This is a genomic window from Micromonospora sp. NPDC048843 (assembly GCF_040649965.1).
Lineage (GTDB): Bacteria > Actinomycetota > Actinomycetes > Mycobacteriales > Micromonosporaceae > Micromonospora > Micromonospora hortensis.
The window spans coordinates 1-24,095 of record NZ_JBEZGJ010000116.1; the positions used below are offsets into that span (position 1 = coordinate 1).

The window sequence follows — 24,095 nt, forward strand, 5'->3', positions numbered from 1 at the left end:
CGCCGACATGGGCCACAGTTGGCCGGGAGCGACAAGGGGCCAACTCGCCGCCTCCTCCGCGGGGCTGTCCGCCACCGACCTGATTGGGTGGGGGTGGGTCAGGACTTCGTTAGGGCTTGGTCTACCAGGGCCTTGGCCTCTTCCTGGATCTTCTTGAGGTGGTCGGGGCCCTGGAAGGACTCGGCGTAGATCTTGTAGACGTCCTCGGTGCCGGAGGGCCTCGCGGCGAACCAGCCGGACTCGGTGCTGACCTTGAGGCCGCCGATCGCCGCCCCGTTACCGGGGGCGGTGGTCAGCGTCGCGGTGATCGGCTCACCGGCGAGCTCGGTGGCGGTGACCTGCTCCGGAGAGAGTTTGCCGAGCACGGCCTTCTGCTCCCGGGTGGCCGGGGCGTCGATCCGGGCGTACGCGGGCGCACCGAAACGTTCGGCCAACTCCGCCCAGTGCTCGCTCGGGCTACGGCCGGTGGTGGCCTGGATCTCGGCGGCGAGCAGGCAGAGCAGCAGGCCGTCCTTGTCGGTGGTCCAGGTCGAGCCGTCGCGTCGCAGGAACGACGCCCCGGCGCTCTCCTCACCACCGAAGCCGACAGCGCCGTCCAGCAGGCCGGGCACGAACCACTTGAAGCCGACCGGCACCTCCAGCAGCGGCCGACCCAGGTCGGCGGCGACCCTGTCGATCATCGACGAGGAGACAAGGGTCTTGCCCACCGCGGCGTCCGGCCCCCACTCGGTGCGGGTGCGGAACAGGTGACGGATCGCCACCGCCAGGTAGTGGTTGGGGTTCATCAGGCCGGCGTCCGGGGTGACGATGCCGTGCCGGTCGGCGTCGGCGTCGTTGCCGGTGGAGATCTGGTAGTCGGCCCGCGCGGCGATCAGCGACGCCATCGCGTTCGGTGAGGAGCAGTCCATCCGGATCTTGCCGTCGCCGTCCAGGGTCATGAACCGCCAGGTCGGGTCGACTGTCGGGTTGACCACTGTCAGGTCCAGGCCGTGCCGCTCGGCGATCTCACCCCAGTACGCCACGCTCGCCCCGCCCAGCGGGTCCGCGCCGATACGGATCCCCGCGTCGCGGATGGCGTCGATGTCGATAGCGGTCGGCAGGTCGTCGACGTAGTTGGCGAGGAAGTCGTACTCCCCGGTGGTGTCGGCGGCCCGCGCCCGCGCGTAGGTGATCCGGCGGACCTCCTTGAGCCCCGCGGCGAGGATGGCGTTGGCCCGGTCCTGGATCCACCGGGTCACGTCGGTGTCGGCCGGCCCACCGTTTGTGGGGTTGTACTTGAAACCGCCGTCGTCGGGCGGGTTGTGCGACGGGGTGATGACGATGCCGTCGGCGAGCCCGCTGGTCCGCCCACGGTTGTGCGTCAGGATCGCGTGCGACAGCGCCGGGGTCGGGGTGTAGCCGTCGCGGCTGTCCACCAGCACCGTGACCCCGTTGGCAGCGAGCACCTCCAGGGCGTCCACAGCGGCCGGCGCGGAGAGCGCGTGCGTGTCCCGGGCGAGGAAGAGCGGCCCGTCCAGCCCCTGCTCGCGCCGGTAGTCGCAGAGCGCCTGGGTGACCGCCAGGATGTGGTCGGAGTTGAACGCGTTGCGCAGGCTGGAGCCGCGGTGGCCGGAGGTGCCGAAGGAGACCTGCTGGGCCGGGTCCGCGGGATCCGGATGCTCGGCGTAGTAGGCGGTCACCAGGCGCGGCACGTCGACCAGGTCGGCGGGCTCGGCGGGCTGGCCGGCACGGGGGTGGGTCACTGCGGGATCCTCCTCGGGGAGTGCCTGTCGGTCACGGCACGACCTTCTGGCCCTTGCCGATCACCACGATGCCGTTGTCGGAAACGGTGTAGCGCTGCCTGTCCTTCTCCAGGTCGACGCCGATCTCGACGCCCTCCGGGACGAACACGTTCTTGTCCAGGATGGCCCGCCGGACCACAGCGTGCCGGCCGATCTCCACACCCTCCATCAGCACCGAGCCCTCGACATGAGCCCAGGAGTGCACCCGCACCTTCGGGGAGACGATCGAGTTCTCCACCAGCGAGCCGGAGATCACCACACCCGGGGAGACCATCGAGCCGACCGCCCGGCCGACCCGCTCACCCCACTGGTGCACGAACTTCGCCGGCGGCCACGGCGGCTGCTCGGTGTAGATCGGCCAGTCGAAGTTGTACATGTTGAAGACGGGGTGCACGTTGATCAGATCCATGTGCGCGTCGTAGAACGAGTCGAGCGTTCCCACGTCCCGCCAGTAGCCGCGATCACGGTCGGTGCTGCCCGGCACCTCGTTGTCGCGGAAGTCGTAGACGTTGGCCTCGCCGCGTTCGACGAGCATCGGGATGATGCTGCCGCCCATGTCGTGCTTGCTGGACTTGTCTTCGGCGTCGCGCTCGACCGCTTCGCAGAGCGCCCGGGTGGTGAAGACGTAGTTGCCCATCGAGGCGTAGATCTCGTCCGGCGCGTCGGGCAGACCTACCGCGTCGGTGGGCTTCTCGCGGAACGCCCGGATCCGCTTGCCGTCCTCGCCGACCTCGATGACGCCGAACTGGTCGGCCATCGACAGCGGCTGGCGGATGCCGGCCACTGTCACCGCCGCGCCGGAGGCGATGTGGTCCTCCACCATCTGCCGCGGGTCCATCCGGTAGATGTGGTCGGCGCCGAAAACGATCACGTAGTCGGGCTGCTCGTCGTTGATCAGGTTGAAGCTCTGGTAGATGGCGTCGGCCGAGCCGGCGAACCACCACGGGCCACGACGCTGCTGCGCGGGCACCGGGGTGACGTAGTTGCCGAGCAGCGTGGACATCCGCCAGGTCTTGGTGATGTGTCGGTCGAGGGAGTGGGACTTGTACTGGGTCAGCACGACGATCTTGAGATAGCCGGCGTTGGCCAGGTTGGAGAGGACGAAGTCGACCATGCGGTACATCCCGCCGAACGGGACGGCCGGCTTGGCCCGATCCGTGGTGAGTGGCATCAGGCGCTTGCCCTCCCCACCCGCCAGGACGATCGCGAGCACCTTGGCAGCCATGCCCCGACGCTATCCACCCGCGTCCCACTTCACCACTCGTACGGGGAGTCTTCTGCACTAGGGTGCGCACATGACCGACTCCTCCCCGGCCACCGGATCCCTGCGCGTCGATCTGCTCACCCGCGAGTACCCACCGGAGGTCTACGGCGGCGCGGGCGTGCACGTCGAGTACCTGGCTCGGGAGTTGCGCGGCCTCGCCGACGTACGGGTGCACTGCTTCGGCCTGCCGCGCACCGAGCCGGGCGTCACCGCGTACGCCGAATCGCCGGGCCTGACCGGCGCGAACGCCGCGCTGCGCACGATGGGCGTGGATCTGGAGATGGCCGCCGGCGCGGCCGGCACCGATGTGGTGCACAGCCACACCTGGTACGCGAACCTGGCCGGCCACACCGCGAAGCTGCTGCACGGGGTGCCGCACGTGGTGACCGCGCACAGCCTGGAGCCGTTGCGGCCGTGGAAGGCCGAGCAGCTCGGCGGCGGTTACGCGCTCTCCTCCTGGATCGAGCGCACCGCGATGGAGGCCGCCGACGCGGTGATCGCGGTCAGCGGCGGGATGCGCAACGACGTGCTCACCGCGTACCCGCAGATCGACCCCGACCGGGTCCGGGTGGTCTACAACGGCATCGACACCATCCAGTACGCCCCGGACCAGGGCACCGATGCCCTCGACCGACTCGGTGTCGACCCGTCCCGCCCCAGCGTGGTCTACGTGGGCAGGATCACCCGGCAGAAGGGGCTGCCGTACCTTCTGCGGGCCGCCCGGGAGTTGCCGGCGGACACCCAGCTCGTCCTGCTCGCCGGCGCGCCGGACACCGCCGAGATCGCCGCCGAGGTGGAGGAGTTGGTCGCCGAGCTGCGGGCCAACCGTTCCGGCGTGGTCTGGGTGGCCGAGATGCTGCCCAAGCCCGAGGTGATCCAGGTGCTCACGCACGCCACCGTCTTCGTCTGCCCGTCGGTCTACGAGCCCATGGGCATCGTCAACCTGGAGGCGATGGCCTGCGAGACGGCAGTGGTGGCCACCGCGACCGGCGGCATCCCCGAGGTCGTGGCCGACGACGAGACCGGCCTGCTGGTGCCGATCGCGCAGGCCACCGACGGCTCCGGCACCCCACTGGACCCGGCCCGCTTCGTCGCCGACCTGGCCGCCGCGATCAACACGCTGCTCGCCGACCCGGCGCGCACCGAGCGGTTCGGCCTGGCCGGCCGGCGGCGCGCGGTGCAGCACTTCTCCTGGGACGCCATCGCCCGACAGACACTGGAGGTCTACCGCTCCGTCGGCGCGGCCTGAGGCAGACGGACGTCAGATCGCCGTGCCCGGCGGCGACTTGAACAACGAGGTCGCCTCGGCGGCATGACCACCACGCCCGTTCCGTAACGCGCTGGCGGCGATGCGGATCAGGTCGATGTTGACACCGGCGGCGCCGCTCGGGTCGTGCACCTTCAGCTTCACGTCGAGGCTCACCGCTGTCTCACCCCAACCCTGCGCCTCAAGGTTGAGGTGAGCCACCTTCTGCGACGCGAGATGCGGCAGGTACCCGAGCGGGGCCACCTCGACGCTGTCCGCCTCCGAGAGAGCGTTGAGCTTGGACTGCTTCTTGGTGTTCGGGTTCTCGACCAGGTTGCGGAAGTCTTCGGTGCCGCCCAGATTGACCTGGTAGGAGCTGACCAGCGTGAGGCCCCGCTCCCTCAGGAGCCGCAGCAGCGCGTTGTGCAGCACCGAGGTGCCGAACTGGCTCGCCAGGTCGTCGCCGAGCAACGGCAGACCGGCAGCCTCGAAGCTGTCCAGCAGCTCTGGATCGCGGGCGACCGGGTCGGCTGTGGTGTTGATGAAGGCGACACCCGCCGTGCGGGCTGCCTCGGCGTACGCCTGGGCGGTCTTCGGCCGGCCACTCGGCGCCGAGTAGAGCAGCACCTCCGCCCCTGCCAGCGCCGCCGCCACCCGCTGCACCTCGCTCGCGTCGACGAGGCCCTTGGTGACCGGCACACCGGCGCTTGGCAGGTCGCAGTCCAGCCGGGGGAAGTTGTTGGGCGCCAGGAAGATCGCCTCGGTCAGGTCCCGACCGATCTTCTCCGCGGAGGTGGCGAAGGCAGCGACGATGTCGATGTCCCCCACCCCGAGCCCGTCGATGATCGGCCTGCGGATCCCGACCAGGCTGCCGCTCTGGCGGTAGAGAGCGAGCCCCTGCACCAGTGCCGAGGTGTTGTTACCGACGCCGACAACCGCGACCTTCACCCGTTCGATCATGGCCGGAGGCTACGGCACCTCCGGGTCGGTGAGCTGCCCCAGCGGGACCATCCAGACCGTTGCCGGCCGCGCGACGGTCGCTGTCTGGCACCGCCGTCAACGGCGAGCGAAGTTGTCGTACACCTGTTCTAGTATCGCACTGTGATCGATGCGTTGGAGCAGGCCGAGGCCGCGGTGGCGGCCTGCTTCGACACGGCCGCCTGGGTTACCACCGAGCGCGACCTCGTCGCGGCGCTGGACGCCGCACACCGCATCGAGCAACGGCTGGCCGCGGTCAAGCTGACCCTCGTGCGGGAGCTGGATGGTCGCGGCACCGCGACAGCGCAGGGCGCGTCCTCGACGGCGGTGTGGCTGCGGGATCGGCTGCGGCTCGGGGTCGGGGCCGCGCGCCGCCTGGTCGAGCTGGCCGCCACGCTCGACAACGCCCCGCCCGGGATGCGGGCCGCGCTGACCAGCGGAGCGGTCGACGTGGACCAGGTCCGGGTCATCGCCACCACGGTCGGGACCGTCCGCACCACCGCCGGCACGGAAGCCGCCGACAAGGCTGTCGGCGTCCTCGTCGACTGGGCGGCGCAGTTCGACGCCACTCTGCTTCGCAGACTCGGCACTCGCATCCTCGACCACGTCGCCCCGGACATCGCCGACGCCACCGCCGAGGCTGCGCTGCGGGCGCAGGAGTCGCGGGCCTCCCGCGACCGGCACATCACCATCAGCGAACAACCCGACGGCCGGCTACGCCTCGCCGGCATCCTCGACACCGAAACCGCAGCCGCGTTACGCGCCGCCATCGATCCGCTCACCACACCCACCGGCCCCGACGACACCCGCACGCCAGGCCAACGCCGCCACGACGCCCTCGCCGACGTGTGCCGGCTGTCCCTGCGCACCGGTGAGCTACCCGAGAACGGCGGCGACCTCGCTGACGAGAGGTGGCGCCACCATGCCGCAAGCACCGCTGTACGAACAGATCATTGCCGACGTCGTGGCCTCGGTCCGCGCTGGCACATTGCGGCCGAACGACAAGTTGCCGTCGATCGCGGAGATGGGCGAGCAGTACCAATCAAGCGCTTGGCCGGTGCGGTACGCCCTGCGGATCTTGGAGGAGCGGGGCTGGATTGTCACCCGCCAAGGCAAGGGATCGTTCGTGGCTGCGGAACCGCCTGCCTGACTCCCTGGGCCACCGCTCGCGGGTATTCGCTCGACGCTGGGTTGGCCGCCTGCCACGATGCGGAGCCATGGCGGACGACGGGTTGCGGCATCTTCTCGAGACGTGGGCGGACGTCGACCCGGCGCGGTACCCGTTCGACCCGGTCGAGATGTCGGTGGCGGTCCGGACGTTGGTGCCTCCGCCGCCTCCCCGGCCGGTCTTCGGTGAGGATGGGTGGGTCGGGGAATCAGAAGACTTCGCCTGGGTCGAGTCCGTCAGCGTGATCCTGTCCGACAGGTACGGCCCGTGGGCCTACCGCTGGCACTGGGGGCCGTGGGAGCGGGAGCATGTGGGCTTCGTGACCGACCGCATCCCGGCGCCGGCTGACGCGCCGACGTTCGTCGCCGACTCGCTGCTGGCCTGGCGGCGCTGGTTGGAGAGCCTGGCTGAGCGTTTCGACCACCTTCTGCCGTCGGTCGAGCCGACGCGGGCTGCCGGTGCGGCGGATGTCGTCGCCGCCTGGGAGGCCGCCGTCGCACAGTTGATGGCGTTCGCCGCCACCCCCGTCGTCGACAACGACGGCTGGCAGGGGAACTGCCACCGCACCCTGCAGTGGTTCCTCACCGCCGCGGGGATACCGTCGGAACAGGCACGGGTTGTGGTCGACGGAGCGCTCGAGCGGTTCGGCTGGTGGGCGCCGCTGACCGCGGTGGAGATCGGCGAGGTCGCCGATCGGGTCGCCCGAGACGCGCTCAGCCCCACCGGGATCGTGCCGGCCGGCCGAATCGACGACTGGCCCGACACGTGGCCGCACGGTTGGCCGTCCTGGCGGGCGACGAACACCGTTTCGGGCGCGAGGCCCCCGTCCGACCGCGGGCACTACAGGTGATCCCACCGGGCCGGCATCACGAAGATCCGCACAACTTCAGGGAAGTTGCCGCGTCGACGACCCCTTGAGGCAGCAACTTCGCCGAAAGTATGCGGATCTTGCCGGGGCGGCTCGAGGCGCGGCACCGCGTGTGGGGCGGACCGGCGGGCTTGGCCGCGCGCGAACGGATCTCGCGCAGTAGGTTGGCGGAGTGACTGGACGGTTCCCGATCGAAGACGTCTCCCCCGTCGTCTCGTGCGGGCGATACCCGGCCAAGGCGGTGGTCGACGAGCCCGTTCCGGTGTCGGCGCGCGCCTACCGGGAGGGGCACGACGCGCTGGGCTGCAACGTGGTGTGGGCTGGGCCGGACGGCGCGAGCCGGCCGTTCACCCGGATGCGCCCCGGCGAGCCCGGCCAGGACCGCTGGCACGCCACCATCGCACCGGACGCCGTCGGCTCGTGGACCTTCTCCGTCGAGGCGTTCCAGGACCCGTACCTGACCTGGCAGAACGCGGTGACCAAGAAGATCGCCGCCGGGCAGGGGCCGGAGGACCTGGCCAACGACCTGGCCGAGGGCGCGCGGGTGCTCGCCGCAGCCCGGGGCCTCGTGCCGACCGCCGACCGGCCCCGGGTCGCCGACGCGCTCACCGCGCTGGTCGACACCGACCTGCCGCTGGCGCAGCGGGTCGGCCCGGCGCTGGCGCTGGCCGACCTGCTCTGGGAGCACCCCGTCCGGGAGTTGGTCACCGCCGGTGACACGTACTCGATCTGGGTTGACCGCAAGCGCGCGCTCTACTCGGCCTGGTACGAGTTCTTCCCCCGCTCAGAGGGAGCGGCGGGCGGCCGATCCGGCACCTTCGCGACCTCCACCGAGCGGCTGCCAGGGGTGGCCGCGATGGGCTTCGACGTGCTCTACCTGCCGCCGATCCACCCGATCGGCCGGGTCAACCGCAAGGGCCCCAACAACGCGCTCACCGCCGGGCCGACCGACGTGGGCTCACCGTGGGCGATCGGCGCCGCCGAGGGCGGCCACGACACGATCCACCCCGATCTGGGTACGCCGGCGGACTTCCGGGCCTTCATCCAGGCGGCGGCGGCACAGGGCCTGGAAGTGGCGATGGACCTGGCGTTGCAGTGCGCGCCGGACCACCCCTGGGTCACCGAGCACCCGGAGTGGTTCACCACCCGGGCCGACGGCAGCATCGCGTACGCGGAGAACCCGCCGAAGAAGTACCAGGACATCTACCCGGTCAACTTCGACAACGACCCGGAGGGCATCCGGGCCGAGGTGCTGCGGGTGGTGCTGCACTGGGTCGGCGAGGGCATCCGGATCTTCCGGGTGGACAACCCGCACACCAAGCCGTTCGACTTCTGGCACTGGCTGATCGCCGAGGTGAAGGCCGTCGACCCGGACGTGCTGTTCCTGGCCGAGGCGTTCACCCGGCCGGCCATCATGCACGGCCTCGGCAAGATCGGTTTCACGCAGTCGTACACCTATTTCACCTGGCGCACGACGGCGGCCGAGATGCGGGCGTACTGCGAGGAGCTGATCGAGGCGGCCGACTACATGCGGCCGAACTTCTGGCCGAACACCCCTGACATCCTGCACGAGTCGTTGCAGCACGGCGGCCCGCCGATGTTCAAGATCCGGGCGGTGCTGGCCGCGCTGCTCTCCCCCTCCTGGGGCCTGTACGCGGGCTACGAGCTGTTCGAGCACGTGGCCCGACCGGGCGCGGAGGAATACCTGGACAACGAGAAGTACCAGCTGCGGCCGAGGGACTGGGCCGGCGCCGAGGCGCAGGGCCGCTCGCTGGCACCGTTCCTGGCCACCCTCAACCGGGTACGCCGAGACAACCCGGCCCTGCACCAGCTCCGCAACCTGGTCTTCCACGAGATCGACAATCCGGCGTTGCTCTGCTGGTCGAAGCACGATCCGGAGACCGGCAACACGGTCCTCGTGATCTGCTCGTTCGACTCGCGCGAGGTGCAGTGGGGCAACACCACCCTCGACATGCCGGCGCTCGGCTTCGACTGGCACGAACGGTTCAGCGTGTACGACGAGCTGACCGGCACCACCTACGACTGGGGTCAGCGCAACGCGGTACGGCTCGACCCGTACCTGCAACCCGCACACGTGCTGACAGTGCGTCGCCCGACCCCACCGAGCGTGCCGCAGCCGGCGGGCGCCGAGCCGGCCGACCTCACCGTCGCCGAGGTGCCGGACGACCTCTCCGGCGGCACGTCGCCGACGACCCCGGCCACGACAACCCCGGCCACGACAACCCCGGCCACGACAACTGCGGCCACGACAACTGCGGCCACGACGACTGCGGCCACGACGACCCCGGCCACTGTGGCGTCCCGGTTGTCCGCCGCCCGTTCGGCCGCCGCGCGCTCGTCCCGTTCCGCGCCGACCGCTCCCGCCCCGAAGGACGACCGATGGACCAACTGATCTCCGGCGCGACGCACGACCCGCACGCGCTGCTCGGCGCGCACCCCGCCGACGGCTCGACGATGATCCGCACGATGCGCCGGGGCGCCGGCGACGTCGCGCTGCTCGTCGGCGACGAGCGGCACCCGATGAAGCGGGTGCACGACGTGGGCGTCTTCGAGGCGCAGGTCGACGGCACAGTCCTCGACTACCGGGTGGAGGTCGACGGCACCGCCCACGACGACCCGTACCGCTACCCGCCGACCCTCGGTGAGCTGGACCTGCACCTGATCCGTGAGGGCCGGCACGAGCGCCTGTGGGAGGCGCTCGGCGCCCGGGTCTTCGACGAGGGCGTGGCGTTTAGCGTCTGGGCGCCCAACGCCCGTGGGGTGCGGGTGATCGGCGACTTCACCGGCTGGGGCCCCGACGACGGCTGGCCGATGCGGTCGCTCGGCTCCAGCGGGGTGTGGGAGCTGTTCGTCCCCAACGCCCGGGTCGGGGCCCGCTACAAGTACCGGGTGCTGGGCGCCGACGGGCAGTGGCGGGACAAGGCCGACCCCCTCGCGGCGTACGCGGAGGTGCCCCCGGCCACCGCCTCGGTGGTGCACCACTCGACGTACCGGTGGGACGACGCGGACTGGCTGGCCCGGCGTGCCGAGCGGCAGCCGCACCAGGAGCCAATGAGCGTTTACGAGGTGCACCTCGGCTCGTGGCGGCCCGGTCTGGGCTACCGCGAGTTGGCCGAACAACTCACCGCGTACGTCACCGAGCTGGGCTTCACGCACGTGGAGTTCCTGCCGGTGATGGAGCACCCGTTCGGCGGCTCCTGGGGCTACCAGGTGACCGGCTACTACGCGCCGACCTCCCGGTTCGGCGGCCCGGACGAGTTCCGCCACCTCGTCGACCGGCTGCACGCCGCCGGCATCGGCGTACTCCTGGACTGGGTGCCCGCGCACTTCCCGAAGGACGAGTGGGCCCTCGCGCGCTTCGACGGCACACCGCTCTACGAGCACCCCGACCCGCGGCGCGGCGAGCACCCCGACTGGGGCACCTACGTCTTCGACTTCGGCCGCAACGAGGTGCGCAACTTCCTGGTCGCCAACGCGCTCTACTGGTGCGACCAGTTCCACGTCGACGGGCTGCGGGTCGACGCGGTCGCCTCGATGCTCTACCTGGACTACTCCCGCAACCACGGCGAGTGGGCCCCGAACAAGTACGGCGGCCGGGAGAACCTGGAGGCCATCGCGCTCATGCAGGAGGTGAACGCGACCGTCTACAAGCACCACGCCGGCGTCGTCATGATCGCCGAGGAGTCGACGGCCTGGCCGGGGGTCACCCGCCCCACCGCCGACGGCGGGCTGGGCTTCGGGTTCAAGTGGAACATGGGCTGGATGCACGACACCCTGCTCTACACCTCGAAGGACCCGATCTACCGCCAGCACCACCACCACCAGCTCACCTTCTCCCTGGCGTACGCCTGGAGCGAGAACTACGTGCTGCCCATCAGCCACGACGAGGTCGTGCACGGCAAGGGCTCACTGGCCGGCAAGATGCCCGGCGACACCTGGCAGCGGCTGGCGAACGTACGGGCGCTGCTGGCGTACATGTGGGCGCACCCCGGCAAGCAACTGCTCTTCATGGGCTCCGAACTAGCCGACGACCGGGAGTGGAGCGAGGAACGCGGCCTCGACTGGTACCTGCTGCACGACCCGGCCCGCGCCGGCGTGCAACGACTCGTCGCCGACCTCAACCGGGTCTACCGGGACACCCCGGCGCTCTGGGCACAGGACACCGAGCCGGCCGGGTTCCGTTGGATCGCCGGTGACGACGTCGCCAACAACACAGTGTCGTTCGTCCGGATCGCCCCGGACGGCTCGACGCTGGTGTGCGTGGCGAACTTCTCCGCCCAGCCCCTGCACGACTACCGGGTCGGCCTGCCGGCTGGCGGCACCTGGACCGAGGTGCTCAACACCGACGCCCACCACTACGGCGGTTCCGGGGTGGGCAACATGGGTGCGGTGCACGCCGAGGACGTGCCGTGGCACGGGATGGTCGCCTCGGCGGCCCTCCAGGTCCCGCCGCTGGGCGCGGTCTGGCTGAGGCAGGGCTGAGGCGGCCCGGTCATGCCGACCGACGTCCACGAGGACTCGCTGGTCAGTTGAGGAACGCGGAGATGTCGGCGGCTATCTCGTCCGGGTACTCGCCGTTGATGGCGTGCGACGCGTCCGGGTAGGTCTTCACGGTGCCGTGGCTCAGGGACCGCTCCGCCAGCTTCGCGGCCTCGCCAGCGTCGTGCAGGCGGGACTTTCCCGCCATCAGGACGAGCACCGGGACGTCGACCGCCGCGAGCTGGTCCTCGGACGGCCGGGTCGGGGCGGACAGCTTCATCACGTACGCCTGCATGCCGGCCTCGATCATCCGGGCGACCGGTACGTCCTCCACCGGGGCGCCGTTCGCCGTCCAGCTGGCGAAGCTGTCCCGCCAGGATCGGGGCGCCCAGCGGACGCTCACCGGGATGGACCGCAGCACCACCTCCGCTGACAGGTCAGCGAAGACCAGGACCGGATCGAGCAGTACGACACTGCCGACCTTCTGTGGCAGATGCACAGCGAGGTTCATCGCCGTCCAACCGCCGAACGACACGCCGACCAGGTGGATGGTCGGCTCGGGCAGCGCCAGCAGAACCTCGTGCAACCAGTGCGCGTGTGCGGTCGTGTCCTTGATGGGGCGCTGCTGGATGCTCATGCCCGGCTCGCCGAGCAGGTCGACGGTGTAGACGTTGCGCGACCGCAGCAGCGACGGCAGGTTGTCCGCCCAGACCGGTGACGCCGACGCCCGGCCGGGCAGAAGCAGCAGGGGCGCGGCTGCCGGGTCGGTGCCGCCGCTGAAGTGGTAGAGCCGCACGACGCCGTATCCGGTCCGGACGTCGAGGGTGCGGTCGGGGGCCGGCAGGTCCGCCATCGCCTCCGCGTAGGCGCTCACGAAACGATCCTGGGACTCTGCCGACGTGAAGTAGCCGACGGGTGCGGGGTCGCGCAGCGCATACGCGATCGCCACAGTGATCACCGCGAGCACCGCGGCGGCCCGGATCAGGAGCCGCCGATGCGCCGACAGGAACCTGCCCATCCTCCGCACGACATTCACTACCATGAGGTCAGATTACTAACCGCGCGGTAGAAAATACAACCGCTAGGTCAGAGAATGGTGGGCGAGAGGGCCGGTACGGTAAGCGGGTGCACCCGAACGACGCCATGTCAGCGCAGGTCCGCGCCGCCAAGCCACTCACGATCACCGAGCAGGCGCGGCGGGCGCAACTCGTCGGCGTGACAATCGATCTGGTTGCCCGGCACGGCTATCGGGGCACCTCACTCGCCCGCATCGCGGAGGGGGCCGGCATCTCCAAGGCCGCCGTCCTCTACCACTTCCCGTCCAAGGACGCGGTCGTGCGGACCGCCTACGCCTCGGTCCTGGAGTCCCTCACCGCGTACGTCGGCGCCGAAGTCGGGGCACGATCCGGCGCGTCCGCGGTGGAGGCCTACGTCCGGTCCCTGGAGGCGTACCTGCGCGACCACCCGGACCACACCCGGATGATCGTCGAGGCGTTGAGCGAGGAGACCGGCATCGCTGACACGCCGAACGCGCGCAGTCGGCGGGAGGCGGTCGCCGGTCTGATCGACGCGGCGCGGGCGGCCGGCGACTACCGGCCCAACATCGACCCGCAGGCCACCGCCGTCATCGTGAACGGGGCCATCGACGCGATCGTGTCGGAACGCCTGGCCGACCCCGACTTCGACAGCCGCCACGCAGCCGAGGAACTGGTCACCATGCTTCGCCGGTCCCTCGGCACCGCACCGCAGGACGCCGGGAATCCGTCGTCCTGATCCTGGCGTCGCGGACTCCGGGGGCTCGCTGCCCGGCGACACCGGGCCGTTGGTCACTCCCGACGGGCATGGGGACTCCACGGCAGGGTCACCAGATCCACCAGAAGCATGCGACCGAACCGGACCTGCCGCTGCACCGCACCTCTCCCGAGAGGGTTGACCGAGAAGTGAGCTGCCTGAATCGCGCCGGTCACGAGAGCCAGGAGCAAGGCACCACCGAAGACCGCAACAAGTGGAACGACCACGACCACCGAAGCCAGGTGGCCGATGACGTGGTTGGCGCGCAGCGCCTGGGCCAACGCGGTGAGGACACCAGCCAGGAACGCCAGCCGCCAGGACAACACGTGCAGACGGTAGGACGTGCGACGCCTGGTCGCGGTCACCTGCTCATCGGGCGTCTGACTGCTCCTCACAGGACACGGACCAACGAGGGTACGAGCAACGCGAAGACCGACCAGCCACCCACCACCCACAGCAGATGGCGCCGCCAGGTAACCGCGCTTTCCGGGTCGTCCTTGCCGGCTGCGAGGGCAACGCGCTTCCCATAACTGTCGATCTTGCTGGCTGCTCGATGGGCGCCCGGATAGCCCATCAGGCGGCCGACAACAGAGGGCTGGAACGCGTAGCAGTGGACGTCCTCGCCACCCCTGACCCTGACAACGAGGCCATGCTCCGCGACGACCTCCTGGACGCGACTCCACGGTATCGCGGTCGACAGTCCCGGGTTGACCACCAGCAGGGCGGCCGGAGTCACCTTCACGTAGGAGAACATGGCGGCGAGCGTGACGAGGTGACAGAGGCCGACGAAGAACGCGGCGACCAGCAACAGGTCACCCCAGCCGTTCGCCGGGTTCCCGCTGAACATCACCATCATGAATCCGAACGCGGCCCACAGCGTCAGACCGCCGAACCACGCACCCCAGTTCCTCATCGGCATCAACGCCGGGCGACCTCCGCTCATGATCCTGCGCCCGCTGGCCGGCCGCCACGCAGGCGGCAGTAGCGGGGTGCCCCGAGGAGCGCCCGGGTCAGGTAGACCAGGGCGGTCAGGCCGCTGATGACGGCAACGATCCACCCCACCTTGCCGGTGAGCAGCACGCCCATCTCCAGCCACGAACTGGTCGGTCTGCCGTACGAGCAGTCGGTGAACCCTTCCCTGTCACGGCAACCCTCGCGCAACACGAGCGACCGACCCTGGTCCTCGGGCGTGACGATCGAGCGCTCGATCCGGGTCTTCCGGACAGCGCCGCCGGCTCCGGTCACGGCGGCGTCGCACTCCCACCAGTAACCGAAGCCTTGCTTGCTGATCGGGCCGAGCTGCTGGCAGGTGCCGACGACCACGCGCACCGAGCGCTCTCCTGGCCCCTTGTAGACAGCCCCGGTGCCGGGGAAGTGGCTGATAACGGTCATGATCCCGAGAAAGACCACCAGCCCGCCCAGAGCCAGCAGGGCGGCAACGCCGACCGAACGCAGGCGGTAGCCGGTCGGCCCCAGGGTCTGCCAGAGTCGCAGCTCGCGGTCCCGGATCGCGGGGTCCATGGGGCTCATCACCCTCGTCGAGACGCGGAACGACGGCCCTTGGCACGGCGGTTGACCCAGGCGTAGTACCTCGAGACGCCCACCACCGTCCGCAGGAGATACAAGCCCGTGCCCAGGAGCAGCAGGAGGACCAGGGCGGTCCGCATGATGCCCATGGCGGCCAGTGCCAGCGCCCAGATTCGCCACGGGGGGAAGTATCCCCGCTGGGTGAACAGAACCGTTTCGTCGGGTGCCAACCGTGGTTGCACGTATCGCACCATCCACCCCCGCTCCGGCCTCCCGCACCCAGGCGGGTCGGATGGGACCGTAGCGCAGCACGGCAGGCCGCCGGGCGGGCAGGCCCGGCCGGGACCCGTGGGGTTGCGTCAGGTCTAGACGAGGCCGGCGTCGCGCAGCAGCTGCCACAGGCCGGCGCCGTCCGGCGCGGACAGCCACTTCTGCCCCACCGGCCCCGACGACGGGCGACCGGCGGGGGCGGGCAGGGTGCCGGCCAGCACCGACTGGGTCGGGGAGAGCCGGCGGATCGCCACCCCGGCGACGTTCTCCGGGTGGGCGGCGGCGAACTCCCGGTAGATCTCCTGGTCGTGCTGGCCGTCGTCGCCGACGAGCAGCCAGCGCACGTCGGGGAACTCCCGGGCCAGCCGCGCGAGGGTGACCCGCTTGTGTTCCATGCCGCTGCGGAACCAGCGGTCGGCGGTCGGGCCCCAGTCGGTGAGCAGGAGCGGCCCGGCCGGGTAGAGGTGCCGGGACAGGAAGCGGGTCAGCGTGGGCGCCACGTTCCACGCGCCGGTGGAGAGGTAGAAGACCGGTGCGCCGGGGTGCGCGGTGACCAGCCGCTCGTAGAGCACTGCCATGCCGGGCACCGCGTTGCGGGCGTGCTCGTCGAGCACGAACGTGTTCCACGCGGCGAGCAGCGGCCGGGGCAGCGCGGTCACCATCACCGTGTCGTCGATGTCGGAGATGATGCCGAACTTGACCTCCGGGTCGAGGATGCGCACCGGGGCGTCGACCGGCTCGGCGTCCGGGACACTGAGCCGGACCGTACCCCAACCGGGAGGCAGGTCCGCCTCTACCAGCATGTCGACGAAGCCGCTGCGGTCGGCCCGCGTCTCGTGCCGCACCCCACCGGCCTCGATGGTGACCGTGACGTGCTTGTTCGGCAGCGTCGTGAAGCTGCGCCAGCCGCGGACCTTGTCCAGCCGGCCCCGCTGCCGGGTGTCCGGACGGCCCAGCAGGACCCGGCACATCACGCGCACCCAACCCGGTGCGCCGTAGCCGGTGTACGCGACGATGTTGACCCGCCAGCCGGTGCGCCGCAGCCGGCGCTCGACGAGCTGGTGCACGGCGTCCTCGATCCGCGCAGCCCGGTGCAGGTTCGGAACGGCCAGTTGGCCGGCGGGAGTGGGTGGCACGCGCCAACCCTGCCACACGTCGACAGCCACGGCCACGCGAGCCGACCCCGGCCGCGCCGCTGCGGCCCGGCCACCGTGGAGTCGATCCACCCCCACCCCGGCTGCGCCGATCCACCTCGGCGACCCGACCGAACGTGAAACACTCCGGTCGGGACGACGACGGGGGCGCTGGTCGTGTCGCATCCAGAGCACCACCGTGGGCGACGGCGCCCGCGACTCGATCGGCCGGCGCTCGTCGCGCTGCTGTTCGGGCTCGCCGGTGTCGTCTACCGGCTGGTCCTGACGCTGTTCACGGTGCCGGTGTCGAACAGCGACGAGGCGACCTTCGGGCTCGCCGCGCTGCACATCGGGCAGGGCCGGGAACACCCGGTCTTCCTCTACGGCCAGCACTACATGGGGATGTTGGAGTCGTACCTGGCCGCTCCCCTGGTGGCGGTGGCCGGGCCGAGCTGGCCGGTGCTGCGCCTGCCGATGCTCGCGCTGTACGCGATCTTCCTCTACCTGATCCACCGGTTGACCCGCCGGCTCGGCACCCCGTGGTTCGCCGCCTTCGTGGTGGGTCTGCTCGCGCTCGGGCCGGAGCGGGTGGTGCGCGACCAGCTCACCGTCGTCGGTGGGCGGCCGGAGGTGAAGCCGGCGGTGCTGCTGATGCTGCTGATCACCGTGGGCTTGGCGGCCGGCACTGTCCACCGCCGAGGCCTCGCGATCGGCCTGTTCGGGCTGCTCGTCGGGCTGGCCGTCTGGTCGGACTGGCTGATCCTGCCGTACCTCGCGGTAGCCGGGCTGGCACTGGTCTGGGCGGTACGGCGGGAGCTGCTCGGCTGGTCCGGTCTGCTGCTGCTGGTGGGGGTGGTCGTCGGCGTGGCCCCAATGATCGTGGACAACCTGCGGGCCGGGCCCGGTGAGGACTCGCTGTCGGTGTTCCGGGAGGTCAGCACCAAGGCCGGGCCGCAGCCGCAGTGGTCGGACCGGGTCCGGGGCGGCCTGCTGGAGGGGGTGCCGCTGGCGCACGGACTCTGCCCGGTGGACGGCTGCGGACGCTGGCAACAGTGGTTCGGCGTGCTGTACCCGCTGCTGCTGCTGGCCGGCGCGGCACTCGCGGTGCTCGCGTACCGTCGCGCCGCCGGGGCGCCGCGTGGGGAGCGGGTCGGCCGCGCGGCCGGGGTGCTGCGTGGGGAGCGGGTCGGGCCGGTCGTGCAGCTCGCGCTGATCGCCGGCGCGGCGTTGACACTGCTGTCGTACGTGCGCAGTCCGCTCGCCGCGACCAGCCCGCTGGACAACGCCCGGTACCTGTCGGTGCTGCAACTGTCGCTGCCGGCGGTGCTCTGGCCGCTCTGGGTGGCGGCGCTGACCGCTTGGCGGGGCACCAGCAGCGTGGTGGGACGGTTCACCGGCGCGCTGTCCGCCGCCGTGCTGGCCGCGCTGACAGTGACCACCCTGGTGATCACAGTGCTGTTCGCGGCCACCGGCACCGCGCCGTCGCGGACCGAGGAACGCCAGGCCCGGGAGTTGGCCGCCGCGCTGCGCGCCGACGGACCCCACGAGGTGTACGGCGACTACTGGACCTGCAACCGCTTGATCTTCAACACGGATGAGTCGGTGGTCTGCGGGGTGCTCGACGGGGACCTGTCGCCGGGGCAGAACCGCTACCGGCCGTACTGGCGGCAGGTGGGGCGGGCCGAGCGGCCGGGCTACGTGGTGGCTGTCGACTCGCCGATGGACCGGAGGTTGCGCGCGCTGCTCGCCGACCGGGCCGACGCCAGCCCGGTGCGGGAGGTCGGCGGCTATCGCGTGTACCACCCCGACACCCCGGTGCGGCCCTGGCGGTAGGGGCTGGTCGTACGCTGGCCGGGCCGGCGCGTGGGGCGCCGCCGTTTCGCCCGTCGAGGAGACCCATGCTCATCCTGTTGCCGCCCTCGGAGGGAAAGGCCGACGCCGGCACCGGACGGCGCTGGGCCCCGGACCGGCTCTCGCTGCCCGAGCTGAACCCGGCCCGCCAGCGGGTGCTGGACGCCCTGGTGACGCTGAGCGCCGGGCCGGACGAGGAAGCCGCGCGAGCGGCGCTCGGCCTCAGCGAGGGCCAGCGGGGCGAGCTGCGGCGCAACGCCCGCCTGCGGGAGGCGGCCACCGCACCGGCCGAGCGGCTCTACACCGGGGTGCTCTACGAGGCGTTGGACCTGGCCTCGTTGCCGGCCACTGCGCAACGGGCGGCCCGCCGGTCGATCCTGATCAGCTCCGGGTTGTGGGGCGCGGTCCGGTTGGCCGACCGGATCCCGCCGTACCGCTGCCCGATCGGCGCCCGCCTGCCCGACGTCGGGGCGCTGTCGACGTACTGGCGCAAGGAGCTGACGCCCGCTGTGGACGCCGCCGCCGGGCGCGGCCCGGTGCTGGACCTGCGCTCCGGCGCGTACGCCGCCACCTGGACACCGCGTGGCGAGCTGGCCGAACGCACTGTCACCGTGCGGGTTCTGCACGAACGGGAGGTCGACGGCGTGCTGGTCCGCTCGGTGGTCAGCCACTTCAACAAGGCGACCAAGGGCCGTCTGGTCCGGGACCTGCTCGTCGCCGGCGCCCGGCCGCGCACCGCGGCGGAGCTGGTGGGCACCCTGCGGGAGTTGAAGCACACGGTGCTGGAGCAGGCCACCTCCGCGGGCCGGGTGCGGCAGGTGGATCTGGTGGTCACCGACCTGTAGGGGCGCCGCAGCCGCAAGATTTGCTCAAGGCTGGGCCGGACCGGTTCCGTAACGGCGTGGCAGGGGCCACGGTAGGGCAACCCAGACTCCGACAAGGGAGCCTCCGTTGACCCACGAACCCGCTCTGCTCGACCGGCCCCACACCCCGACCACCCCATCCCCGCTGGGCTGGCTGACACTGGGCGACGCGTTCGAGGCTGCCTGCCTGCTGCGGTGCACACCGCCACCGACCGCCGCCCGGCCCAACGCGGTCCGTGCCGAGCACACCGCCGGTGTGGAGTTCAACAGGGAGGACGCCGCGCAGCGGATGCGGCAACTGCTCAACCGGCTGGACATCCCGGTCACCCACGAGGTGGCCGTCGGCGGCCTGCGTCGCCGCTACGAGCTGCACCGGCTGTGGGTGCCCCGGGAGCACCAGGGCGCGTACACCCGGATGTTGGACGCGGGCTGGTGGCAGGGGCGACGCGAGCTGCTCGGCGGGCCGCTACCTGGCGCCTCACCGGCCCGCCGACGGTTGGTGACCCGCCTGGCGGAGGCAGCCTGGCGCTCGGCGTTGCTGGCCGCCGGGCGGCACGTCCGCCGGCACATCCTCGGTGTCCGGCTCACCGACCGGGAGCTGGCCGCGGTGCTGATCCGAGGCGCGGCCGTGCTCGACGTGCCGGCCCGGCTCCGCCCCGGCACCGGTTGCTTCCTGGTCAGCGTGGCCGACGGCCCGGACCGGCAACGGATCCTGCGCAGCGCGGCGTTGGAGCCGGCGCGCGGCCCGATGGCGGAACCCGGGACGACGACGCGCGGGGTGACCCCGACGTCGGCGCGGGGCGCGGGCCTGGCGCCGGCAGGTCGCGCGGCCTGCTGATCGGGTTCGGACCGTCCGGCACCTCGCCAACCCGGGCTTGCGCGCACCCGCCCGACGGCGCACAGTGCACCGCGTGAGTCGTACCTCGTCCCGCCGCGCCGGCCTGGCCGCCCTGTCGACGGTGCTGCTGATCGCGAACCTGGCCGTCGCCAGCTGCCGGGACGCCCCGACCGAGCCGACGTCGATCCGGATCGCCACCGGTAGCCCCACAGCTGTCTACTACGCGTTCGGGCAGTCCCTGGCGGCCATCCTCAACCGGGAACTCCCCGACGTACGGGCCAGCGTGGTGATCACCGCCGCCTCCGCGGAGAACGTTCAACTCGTCGGCTCCGGCGGGGCCGAGCTGGGCTTCACCCAGGCCGACGTGCTGCCCACCAGCACGGCGGGAAGCCCCACTGTCGACGCCGTCGCCCGGGTGTACGACGACCAACTGCACCTGGTCACCACGAGCGGCGGTCCGGTCCGCACGGTCGCCGACCTGCGCGGCCGGCGAGTCTCCGTCGGCGCGGCCCGCTCGGGCACCGAGATCACCGCGACCCGGCTGCTGGAGGTGGCCCGCCTCGGTGGTGACGAGGTGCGGCGGGAGCGGCTCGGACTGGACGACTCGGTGGCGGCCCTGCGCTCCGGGCGGATCGACGCGTTCTTCTTCTCCGGCGGGTTGCCGGTCCGGGGCATCGAGGAGTTGGCCGAGGCCAGCGCCATCCGGATCGTGGACCTCAGCGAGTGGACCGAGCCGCTGCGCTCGCGCTACGGCCAGGTCTACGTCTCCCGGGACATCCCCCGCTCGGTGTACGGGGTGGACGCGGTGACCACCGTCGCCGACCCGAACTACCTGATCGTCCGGGCCGACCTGCCGGAGCCATTGGTCCGGGAGGTGACCCGGCTGCTGATGGAACGCCGGGCCGAGCTGGCCGCCGCCCATCCGGCGGCGGGCCGGATGAGCCCCCGCTCGGCGATCGTCACCGCGCCGCTGTCGCTGCACCCGGGCGCCGCGTCCTGGTACCGCGCCACCAAACCGTGACGGCCGGGCCTCACCGTGCCGGTGAGGGGCGCAGGTCGGCGGCCGGTTCCTCCTCCGCCGACTCCACCGCAAGGGTCGGCGTCGGGAACCACAGGGCGGCGATCAGCCCCCGCGACTCCCCCGGGCGCATGGTGAGCCGCCCGTCCGAGGCGTCCACCAGCACGGCGGCGATGGTCAGACCGAGCCCAGCGCCGTCCACGTTCTGCGCGTCCGGGGCCCGCCAGAACCGCTCGGTGGCCTGGCCGAGCTGACTCTCGGTCATGCCGGGGCCGGAGTCGCTAACCTCCAGCGCCACCCCGCCGTCGCGGCTGGCCACCGTCACCGTCACCGCCCCGCCTGCCCCGCTGAACTTCACCGCGTTGTCGATGAGGGCGTCCAGGGCCTGGTCGACGGCGGTCGGCACGGTCTGGGCGTACGCCGGGGCGTCGGTAGTGGCCAGCCGCAACGCGACCGACCGGTGCCGGGCCAGCGGCGCCCACGCGGCCACCCGGGAGGCGGCCACCGCGGCGGCGTCAACTGTGACGCGCTCGTTCTCCTCCCGTTCGGCCCGAGCGAGGGTGAGCAGCGCGTCGAGGACCAACGCGAGTCGGTCGGTCTCCTCCAGGGCCAGCCGGTGCTCGGACCGACCGTCCGGGTCGGTGAGGCTGGGCCCCAACTCCTCCACCCGCAGCCGCAGCGCGGTGAGCGGGTTGCGCAGTTGGTGGCTGGCGTGGGCGACGAAGGCACGCTGCCGGTCCATCACGTCGGAGACCACGTCGGCCATGTGGTTGAAGCTGGCCGCGAGGCGGCGCAGCTCCGGCGGTCCCAACCGGTGCTGCACCCGGGCGCCCCGGTCGCCCTCGGCGATCTCGTGGGTGACCGCGTCCAGTTCGGTGACCGGGCGCAGCACCCAACCGGCCAGCCCGAACGCGGTGAGCACGCAGGCCAGCACGGCGAGCAGACCGGCCAGGGCGAGCAACAGCCACCACGCGATGACGGCTCGACGGATCGGACCGGCCGGGGTCACGATCACCACCGCTCCGAGCACCTCACCCCCGTCGTTTATCGGTACCGCCACCATCACCGGGTCGGTCGTCCAGGGCCAGACCGACTCGGGGGCGCTGGTCTGCTGCCCGGACAGGGCGACGTCCAGCACCGTCGCGGTCCCCGGGCTGGCCTGCCACCTCGGCGACGAGACCGGGATGTTCCGGTCCCGGTCGACGATCGCGGCGCTGATCGCGTACAGATCGTCGTAGCTGGTCAGCTCCGACTCGATCGGGCCGGGCCCGCCGTCGCGCAGCGCCGGGCCGGCCAGCGAGGCGAACCGGGTGGCGTCGGCGAGCCGGTCGGCGCGGACCCGTTCGGTCTCGCGGCTGGCCATGGTGGCGGCCAGTGGGGTCTCCAACGCGATGAGGACGAGGACCATCAGCAGCAGATAGCTGATCACCAGGCGACGGCGCACGTCAGCTCCTCACGCGTCGCGCAGCCGGTAGCCGACGCCGCGCACGGTCTCCACCAGGCGGGCGTCGCCGAGCTTGCCGCGCAGCGACCCGACGTGCACCTCGACGGTGTGCCGGTCGGCCCAGGTGGTGCCCCAGGCGTCGAGCAGGATCCGATCGCGGGGCACCGCCACCCCGGGCTGGCGGGCCAGCGAGAGCAGCACGTCGAACTCCTTGCGGGTCAACGTGACGGCCCGGCCGTCGACGGTCACCGTCCGCGCGGCCACGTCGATGCGGACCGGCCCGGCCTCGATGAGGTGCCGCTCGGGCGCCGCGTTCGCGGCGCGGCGCAACACCGCCTCGATCCGGGCCTGCAACTCCACCATCGAGAACGGCTTGACCACGTAGTCGTCAGCGCCCAGGCGCAGACCCAGCACCCGGTCACGTTCCTCACCCCGTGCGGTCACCGCGATGATGCCGAGCTGACTGCTGCGCCGACGCAGCTCCCGGCACAGGTCAGTGCCGTCCCCGTCGGGCAGGGTCAGGTCGAGCAGCACCAGGTCACAGGGTGCGGCGGAGAGCGCGGCGGCGACGGTGGCGGCGTGCTCGACCTCGTACCCCCGGCGGGTGAGGGCGGAGGACAGCGCGGCGGCCACCCGGCGGTCGTCCTCCACCAGCAGGATCCGCACCCGTGCCCCCGTCCCTCGCAGCGCTGTTCTGCGAATGGTGGCAGAAGTGCGCGCGGACCGGGAGGCCGCCCACCCGCGCTGGGCGGGCAGCCGGCCGCTACAGGCCGAAGGTGTCGTCGGCGGTGGCGTCCCGGACGCCGTCGGTGAACCCGCGGAAGCCCGGGTCCTCGTGGCTGGCCGGCACGCTGGTGACGTTGACCCCGCTGGCCTGGGTGACCGCGTCGACCAGGGCCGGATAGTCGATTTCGGCGTCCTGGAAGGCGTCGTCGTCCGCCTCGGCCAGGTTGATCACGTGCTGCACGTCGTCGGACGACGTGTCCGGGTCGTCGGCCCACTCGCCGCCGGCCTGGTAGCACTCGTCGTACAACGCGCGCTGGCTGTCGGTCCAGTCATCGTCGTAGCTCTTCATCGCCCATCCCTCCGCAACCCGTGACCTGAGCATGCCCGGCGGGAGGCGACGGGCGCGGCGGTACCGGCGAAAACCGGGCGGGCGCGCCGACCACTGCCCCGTACGCTGCTGTGGTGATCTACAAACTGCTGTCGAACGCCGAATGGGACGACGCCCTCGCCGCCGGCGCCTTCACCGGCTCCGCGGTGGACCGGCAGGACGGGTTCATCCACCTCTCCGGCGCCGACCAGGTGGTCGAGACGGCGCGGCGGCACTTCACCGGGGCGACCGAGTTGACACTGCTCAGCGTCGAGGAGGAGCGACTGGGCGACGCGCTGCGCTGGGAGCCGTCGCGCGGCGGGCAGCTCTTCCCGCACGTGTACGGCCCGCTGCCGGTCGCGGCGGTCGCCGGGCAAGCGGGCCAGCTACGAGTGCGGGCTCGACCCGGTCGGCGCCGACTGGGCGCAGATGCAGATCCGCTACTACGTGTACGCCTACCTC

The 24,095-nt window shown here is 71.7% G+C and carries 22 protein-coding genes and 3 pseudogenes; 13 read left to right on the top strand and 12 right to left on the bottom strand.

Annotated features, from left to right (window positions below; all coding sequences use genetic code 11):
* Positions 1-98: 98 nt before the first annotated feature.
* Positions 99-1,742, bottom strand: a complete 1,644-nt coding sequence (gene pgm / locus AB0C20_RS24195; protein ID WP_357182352.1) for a phosphoglucomutase (alpha-D-glucose-1,6-bisphosphate-dependent) — start codon at positions 1,740-1,742, stop codon at positions 99-101.
* 31 nt (positions 1,743-1,773) lie between these two features.
* On the bottom strand, positions 1,774-3,006 hold the full coding sequence (gene glgC / locus AB0C20_RS24200) for a glucose-1-phosphate adenylyltransferase (protein ID WP_091401467.1): 1,233 nt from the start codon (positions 3,004-3,006) through the stop codon (positions 1,774-1,776).
* A 70-nt stretch (positions 3,007-3,076) separates the two neighbouring features.
* Here glgC and glgA point away from each other — a divergent pair, with 70 nt between their 5' ends.
* The gene (gene glgA / locus AB0C20_RS24205) at positions 3,077-4,294 is read left to right on the top strand and encodes a glycogen synthase (protein WP_357568786.1); all 1,218 of its coding nucleotides are present in this window, start codon (positions 3,077-3,079) and stop codon (positions 4,292-4,294) included.
* Between the two features lie 12 nt (positions 4,295-4,306).
* Here glgA and AB0C20_RS24210 read toward each other — a convergent pair whose 3' ends face one another.
* The gene (locus AB0C20_RS24210; protein WP_357568787.1) at positions 4,307-5,251 is read right to left on the bottom strand and encodes an inositol-3-phosphate synthase; all 945 of its coding nucleotides are present in this window, start codon (positions 5,249-5,251) and stop codon (positions 4,307-4,309) included.
* Positions 5,252-5,425: 174 nt separating this feature from the next.
* Between AB0C20_RS24210 and AB0C20_RS24215 the strand changes: the two are divergent.
* The 5 genes and pseudogenes from AB0C20_RS24215 to glgB all read left to right on the top strand — a co-directional run.
* A pseudogene (locus AB0C20_RS24215) lies at positions 5,426-6,151 on the top strand (DUF222 domain-containing protein); the annotation flags it as partial.
* Between the two features lie 40 nt (positions 6,152-6,191).
* On the top strand, positions 6,192-6,419 hold the full coding sequence (locus AB0C20_RS24220) for a winged helix-turn-helix domain-containing protein (protein ID WP_357182334.1): 228 nt from the start codon (positions 6,192-6,194) through the stop codon (positions 6,417-6,419).
* A 259-nt stretch (positions 6,420-6,678) separates the two neighbouring features.
* On the top strand, positions 6,679-7,287 hold the full coding sequence (locus AB0C20_RS24225) for a hypothetical protein (protein ID WP_357568788.1): 609 nt from the start codon (positions 6,679-6,681) through the stop codon (positions 7,285-7,287).
* 190 nt (positions 7,288-7,477) lie between these two features.
* On the top strand, positions 7,478-9,718 hold the full coding sequence (locus tag AB0C20_RS24230; protein ID WP_357568789.1) for a maltotransferase domain-containing protein: 2,241 nt from the start codon (positions 7,478-7,480) through the stop codon (positions 9,716-9,718).
* The gene (gene glgB, locus AB0C20_RS24235; protein WP_357568790.1) at positions 9,706-11,808 is read left to right on the top strand and encodes a 1,4-alpha-glucan branching protein GlgB; all 2,103 of its coding nucleotides are present in this window, start codon (positions 9,706-9,708) and stop codon (positions 11,806-11,808) included. Before AB0C20_RS24230 ends, glgB begins: the two co-directional genes overlap by 13 nt.
* A 43-nt stretch (positions 11,809-11,851) precedes the next feature.
* On the opposite strand, the gene AB0C20_RS24240 is transcribed toward glgB, so the two are convergent.
* The gene (locus tag AB0C20_RS24240; RefSeq protein ID WP_357568791.1) at positions 11,852-12,847 is read right to left on the bottom strand and encodes an alpha/beta hydrolase; all 996 of its coding nucleotides are present in this window, start codon (positions 12,845-12,847) and stop codon (positions 11,852-11,854) included.
* 83 nt (positions 12,848-12,930) lie between these two features.
* On the opposite strand from AB0C20_RS24240, the gene AB0C20_RS24245 reads away from it, so the two are divergent.
* Positions 12,931-13,578, top strand: a complete 648-nt coding sequence (locus AB0C20_RS24245) for a TetR/AcrR family transcriptional regulator (protein ID WP_357182314.1) — start codon at positions 12,931-12,933, stop codon at positions 13,576-13,578.
* A 53-nt stretch (positions 13,579-13,631) separates the two neighbouring features.
* On the opposite strand, the gene AB0C20_RS24250 is transcribed toward AB0C20_RS24245, so the two are convergent.
* The 5 genes from AB0C20_RS24250 to AB0C20_RS24270 all read right to left on the bottom strand — a co-directional run bounded on the left by AB0C20_RS24250 (position 13,632) and on the right by AB0C20_RS24270 (position 16,529).
* On the bottom strand, positions 13,632-13,961 hold the full coding sequence (locus tag AB0C20_RS24250; protein WP_357568792.1) for a hypothetical protein: 330 nt from the start codon (positions 13,959-13,961) through the stop codon (positions 13,632-13,634).
* A 26-nt stretch (positions 13,962-13,987) separates the two neighbouring features.
* The gene (locus AB0C20_RS24255; protein ID WP_357568793.1) at positions 13,988-14,539 is read right to left on the bottom strand and encodes a hypothetical protein; all 552 of its coding nucleotides are present in this window, start codon (positions 14,537-14,539) and stop codon (positions 13,988-13,990) included.
* A complete protein-coding gene (locus AB0C20_RS24260; RefSeq protein ID WP_357568794.1) occupies positions 14,536-15,117 on the bottom strand; it encodes a DUF6346 domain-containing protein in 582 nt (193 codons plus the stop codon). Before AB0C20_RS24260 ends, AB0C20_RS24255 begins: the two co-directional genes overlap by 4 nt.
* Before the next feature lie 8 nt (positions 15,118-15,125).
* A complete protein-coding gene (locus tag AB0C20_RS24265) occupies positions 15,126-15,365 on the bottom strand; it encodes a hypothetical protein (RefSeq protein ID WP_357568795.1) in 240 nt (79 codons plus the stop codon).
* A 123-nt stretch (positions 15,366-15,488) separates the two neighbouring features.
* Positions 15,489-16,529, bottom strand: a complete 1,041-nt coding sequence (locus tag AB0C20_RS24270) for a phosphatase domain-containing protein (RefSeq protein ID WP_357182311.1) — start codon at positions 16,527-16,529, stop codon at positions 15,489-15,491.
* Between the two features lie 174 nt (positions 16,530-16,703).
* On the opposite strand from AB0C20_RS24270, the gene AB0C20_RS24275 reads away from it, so the two are divergent.
* From AB0C20_RS24275 to AB0C20_RS24290, 4 genes are all read left to right on the top strand, one after another.
* Entirely contained in the window at positions 16,704-18,359 is a 1,656-nt protein-coding gene (locus AB0C20_RS24275; RefSeq protein WP_357568796.1) for a hypothetical protein, read from the top strand.
* Positions 18,360-18,424: 65 nt separating this feature from the next.
* Positions 18,425-19,222 carry a peroxide stress protein YaaA gene (yaaA, locus tag AB0C20_RS24280; RefSeq protein ID WP_357568797.1) on the top strand — a complete coding sequence of 266 codons (798 nt, stop codon included), beginning with the start codon at positions 18,425-18,427 and terminating at the stop codon, positions 19,220-19,222.
* A gap of 106 nt (positions 19,223-19,328) precedes the next feature.
* On the top strand, positions 19,329-20,078 hold the full coding sequence (locus AB0C20_RS24285) for a hypothetical protein (RefSeq protein WP_357568798.1): 750 nt from the start codon (positions 19,329-19,331) through the stop codon (positions 20,076-20,078).
* 64 nt (positions 20,079-20,142) lie between these two features.
* Positions 20,143-21,099 (top strand): TAXI family TRAP transporter solute-binding subunit, encoded by a 957-nt coding sequence (locus AB0C20_RS24290; RefSeq protein ID WP_357182299.1) that lies wholly within the window; start codon positions 20,143-20,145, stop codon positions 21,097-21,099.
* A gap of 10 nt (positions 21,100-21,109) precedes the next feature.
* Here the strand turns inward: AB0C20_RS24290 and AB0C20_RS24295 are convergent, their stop codons facing one another.
* From AB0C20_RS24295 to AB0C20_RS24305, 3 genes are all read right to left on the bottom strand, one after another.
* The gene (locus AB0C20_RS24295; protein ID WP_357568799.1) at positions 21,110-22,540 is read right to left on the bottom strand and encodes a HAMP domain-containing sensor histidine kinase; all 1,431 of its coding nucleotides are present in this window, start codon (positions 22,538-22,540) and stop codon (positions 21,110-21,112) included.
* A gap of 9 nt (positions 22,541-22,549) precedes the next feature.
* On the bottom strand, positions 22,550-23,206 hold the full coding sequence (locus tag AB0C20_RS24300; protein ID WP_091401433.1) for a response regulator transcription factor: 657 nt from the start codon (positions 23,204-23,206) through the stop codon (positions 22,550-22,552).
* A gap of 97 nt (positions 23,207-23,303) precedes the next feature.
* Positions 23,304-23,615 carry a hypothetical protein gene (locus AB0C20_RS24305; RefSeq protein WP_238686274.1) on the bottom strand — a complete coding sequence of 104 codons (312 nt, stop codon included), beginning with the start codon at positions 23,613-23,615 and terminating at the stop codon, positions 23,304-23,306.
* A 185-nt stretch (positions 23,616-23,800) separates the two neighbouring features.
* On the opposite strand from AB0C20_RS24305, the pseudogene AB0C20_RS24310 reads away from it, so the two are divergent.
* A pseudogene (locus AB0C20_RS24310) lies at positions 23,801-23,944 on the top strand (DUF952 domain-containing protein); the annotation flags it as partial.
* Between the two features lie 23 nt (positions 23,945-23,967).
* A pseudogene (locus AB0C20_RS24315) lies at positions 23,968-24,095 on the top strand (NADH-quinone oxidoreductase subunit A); the annotation flags it as partial.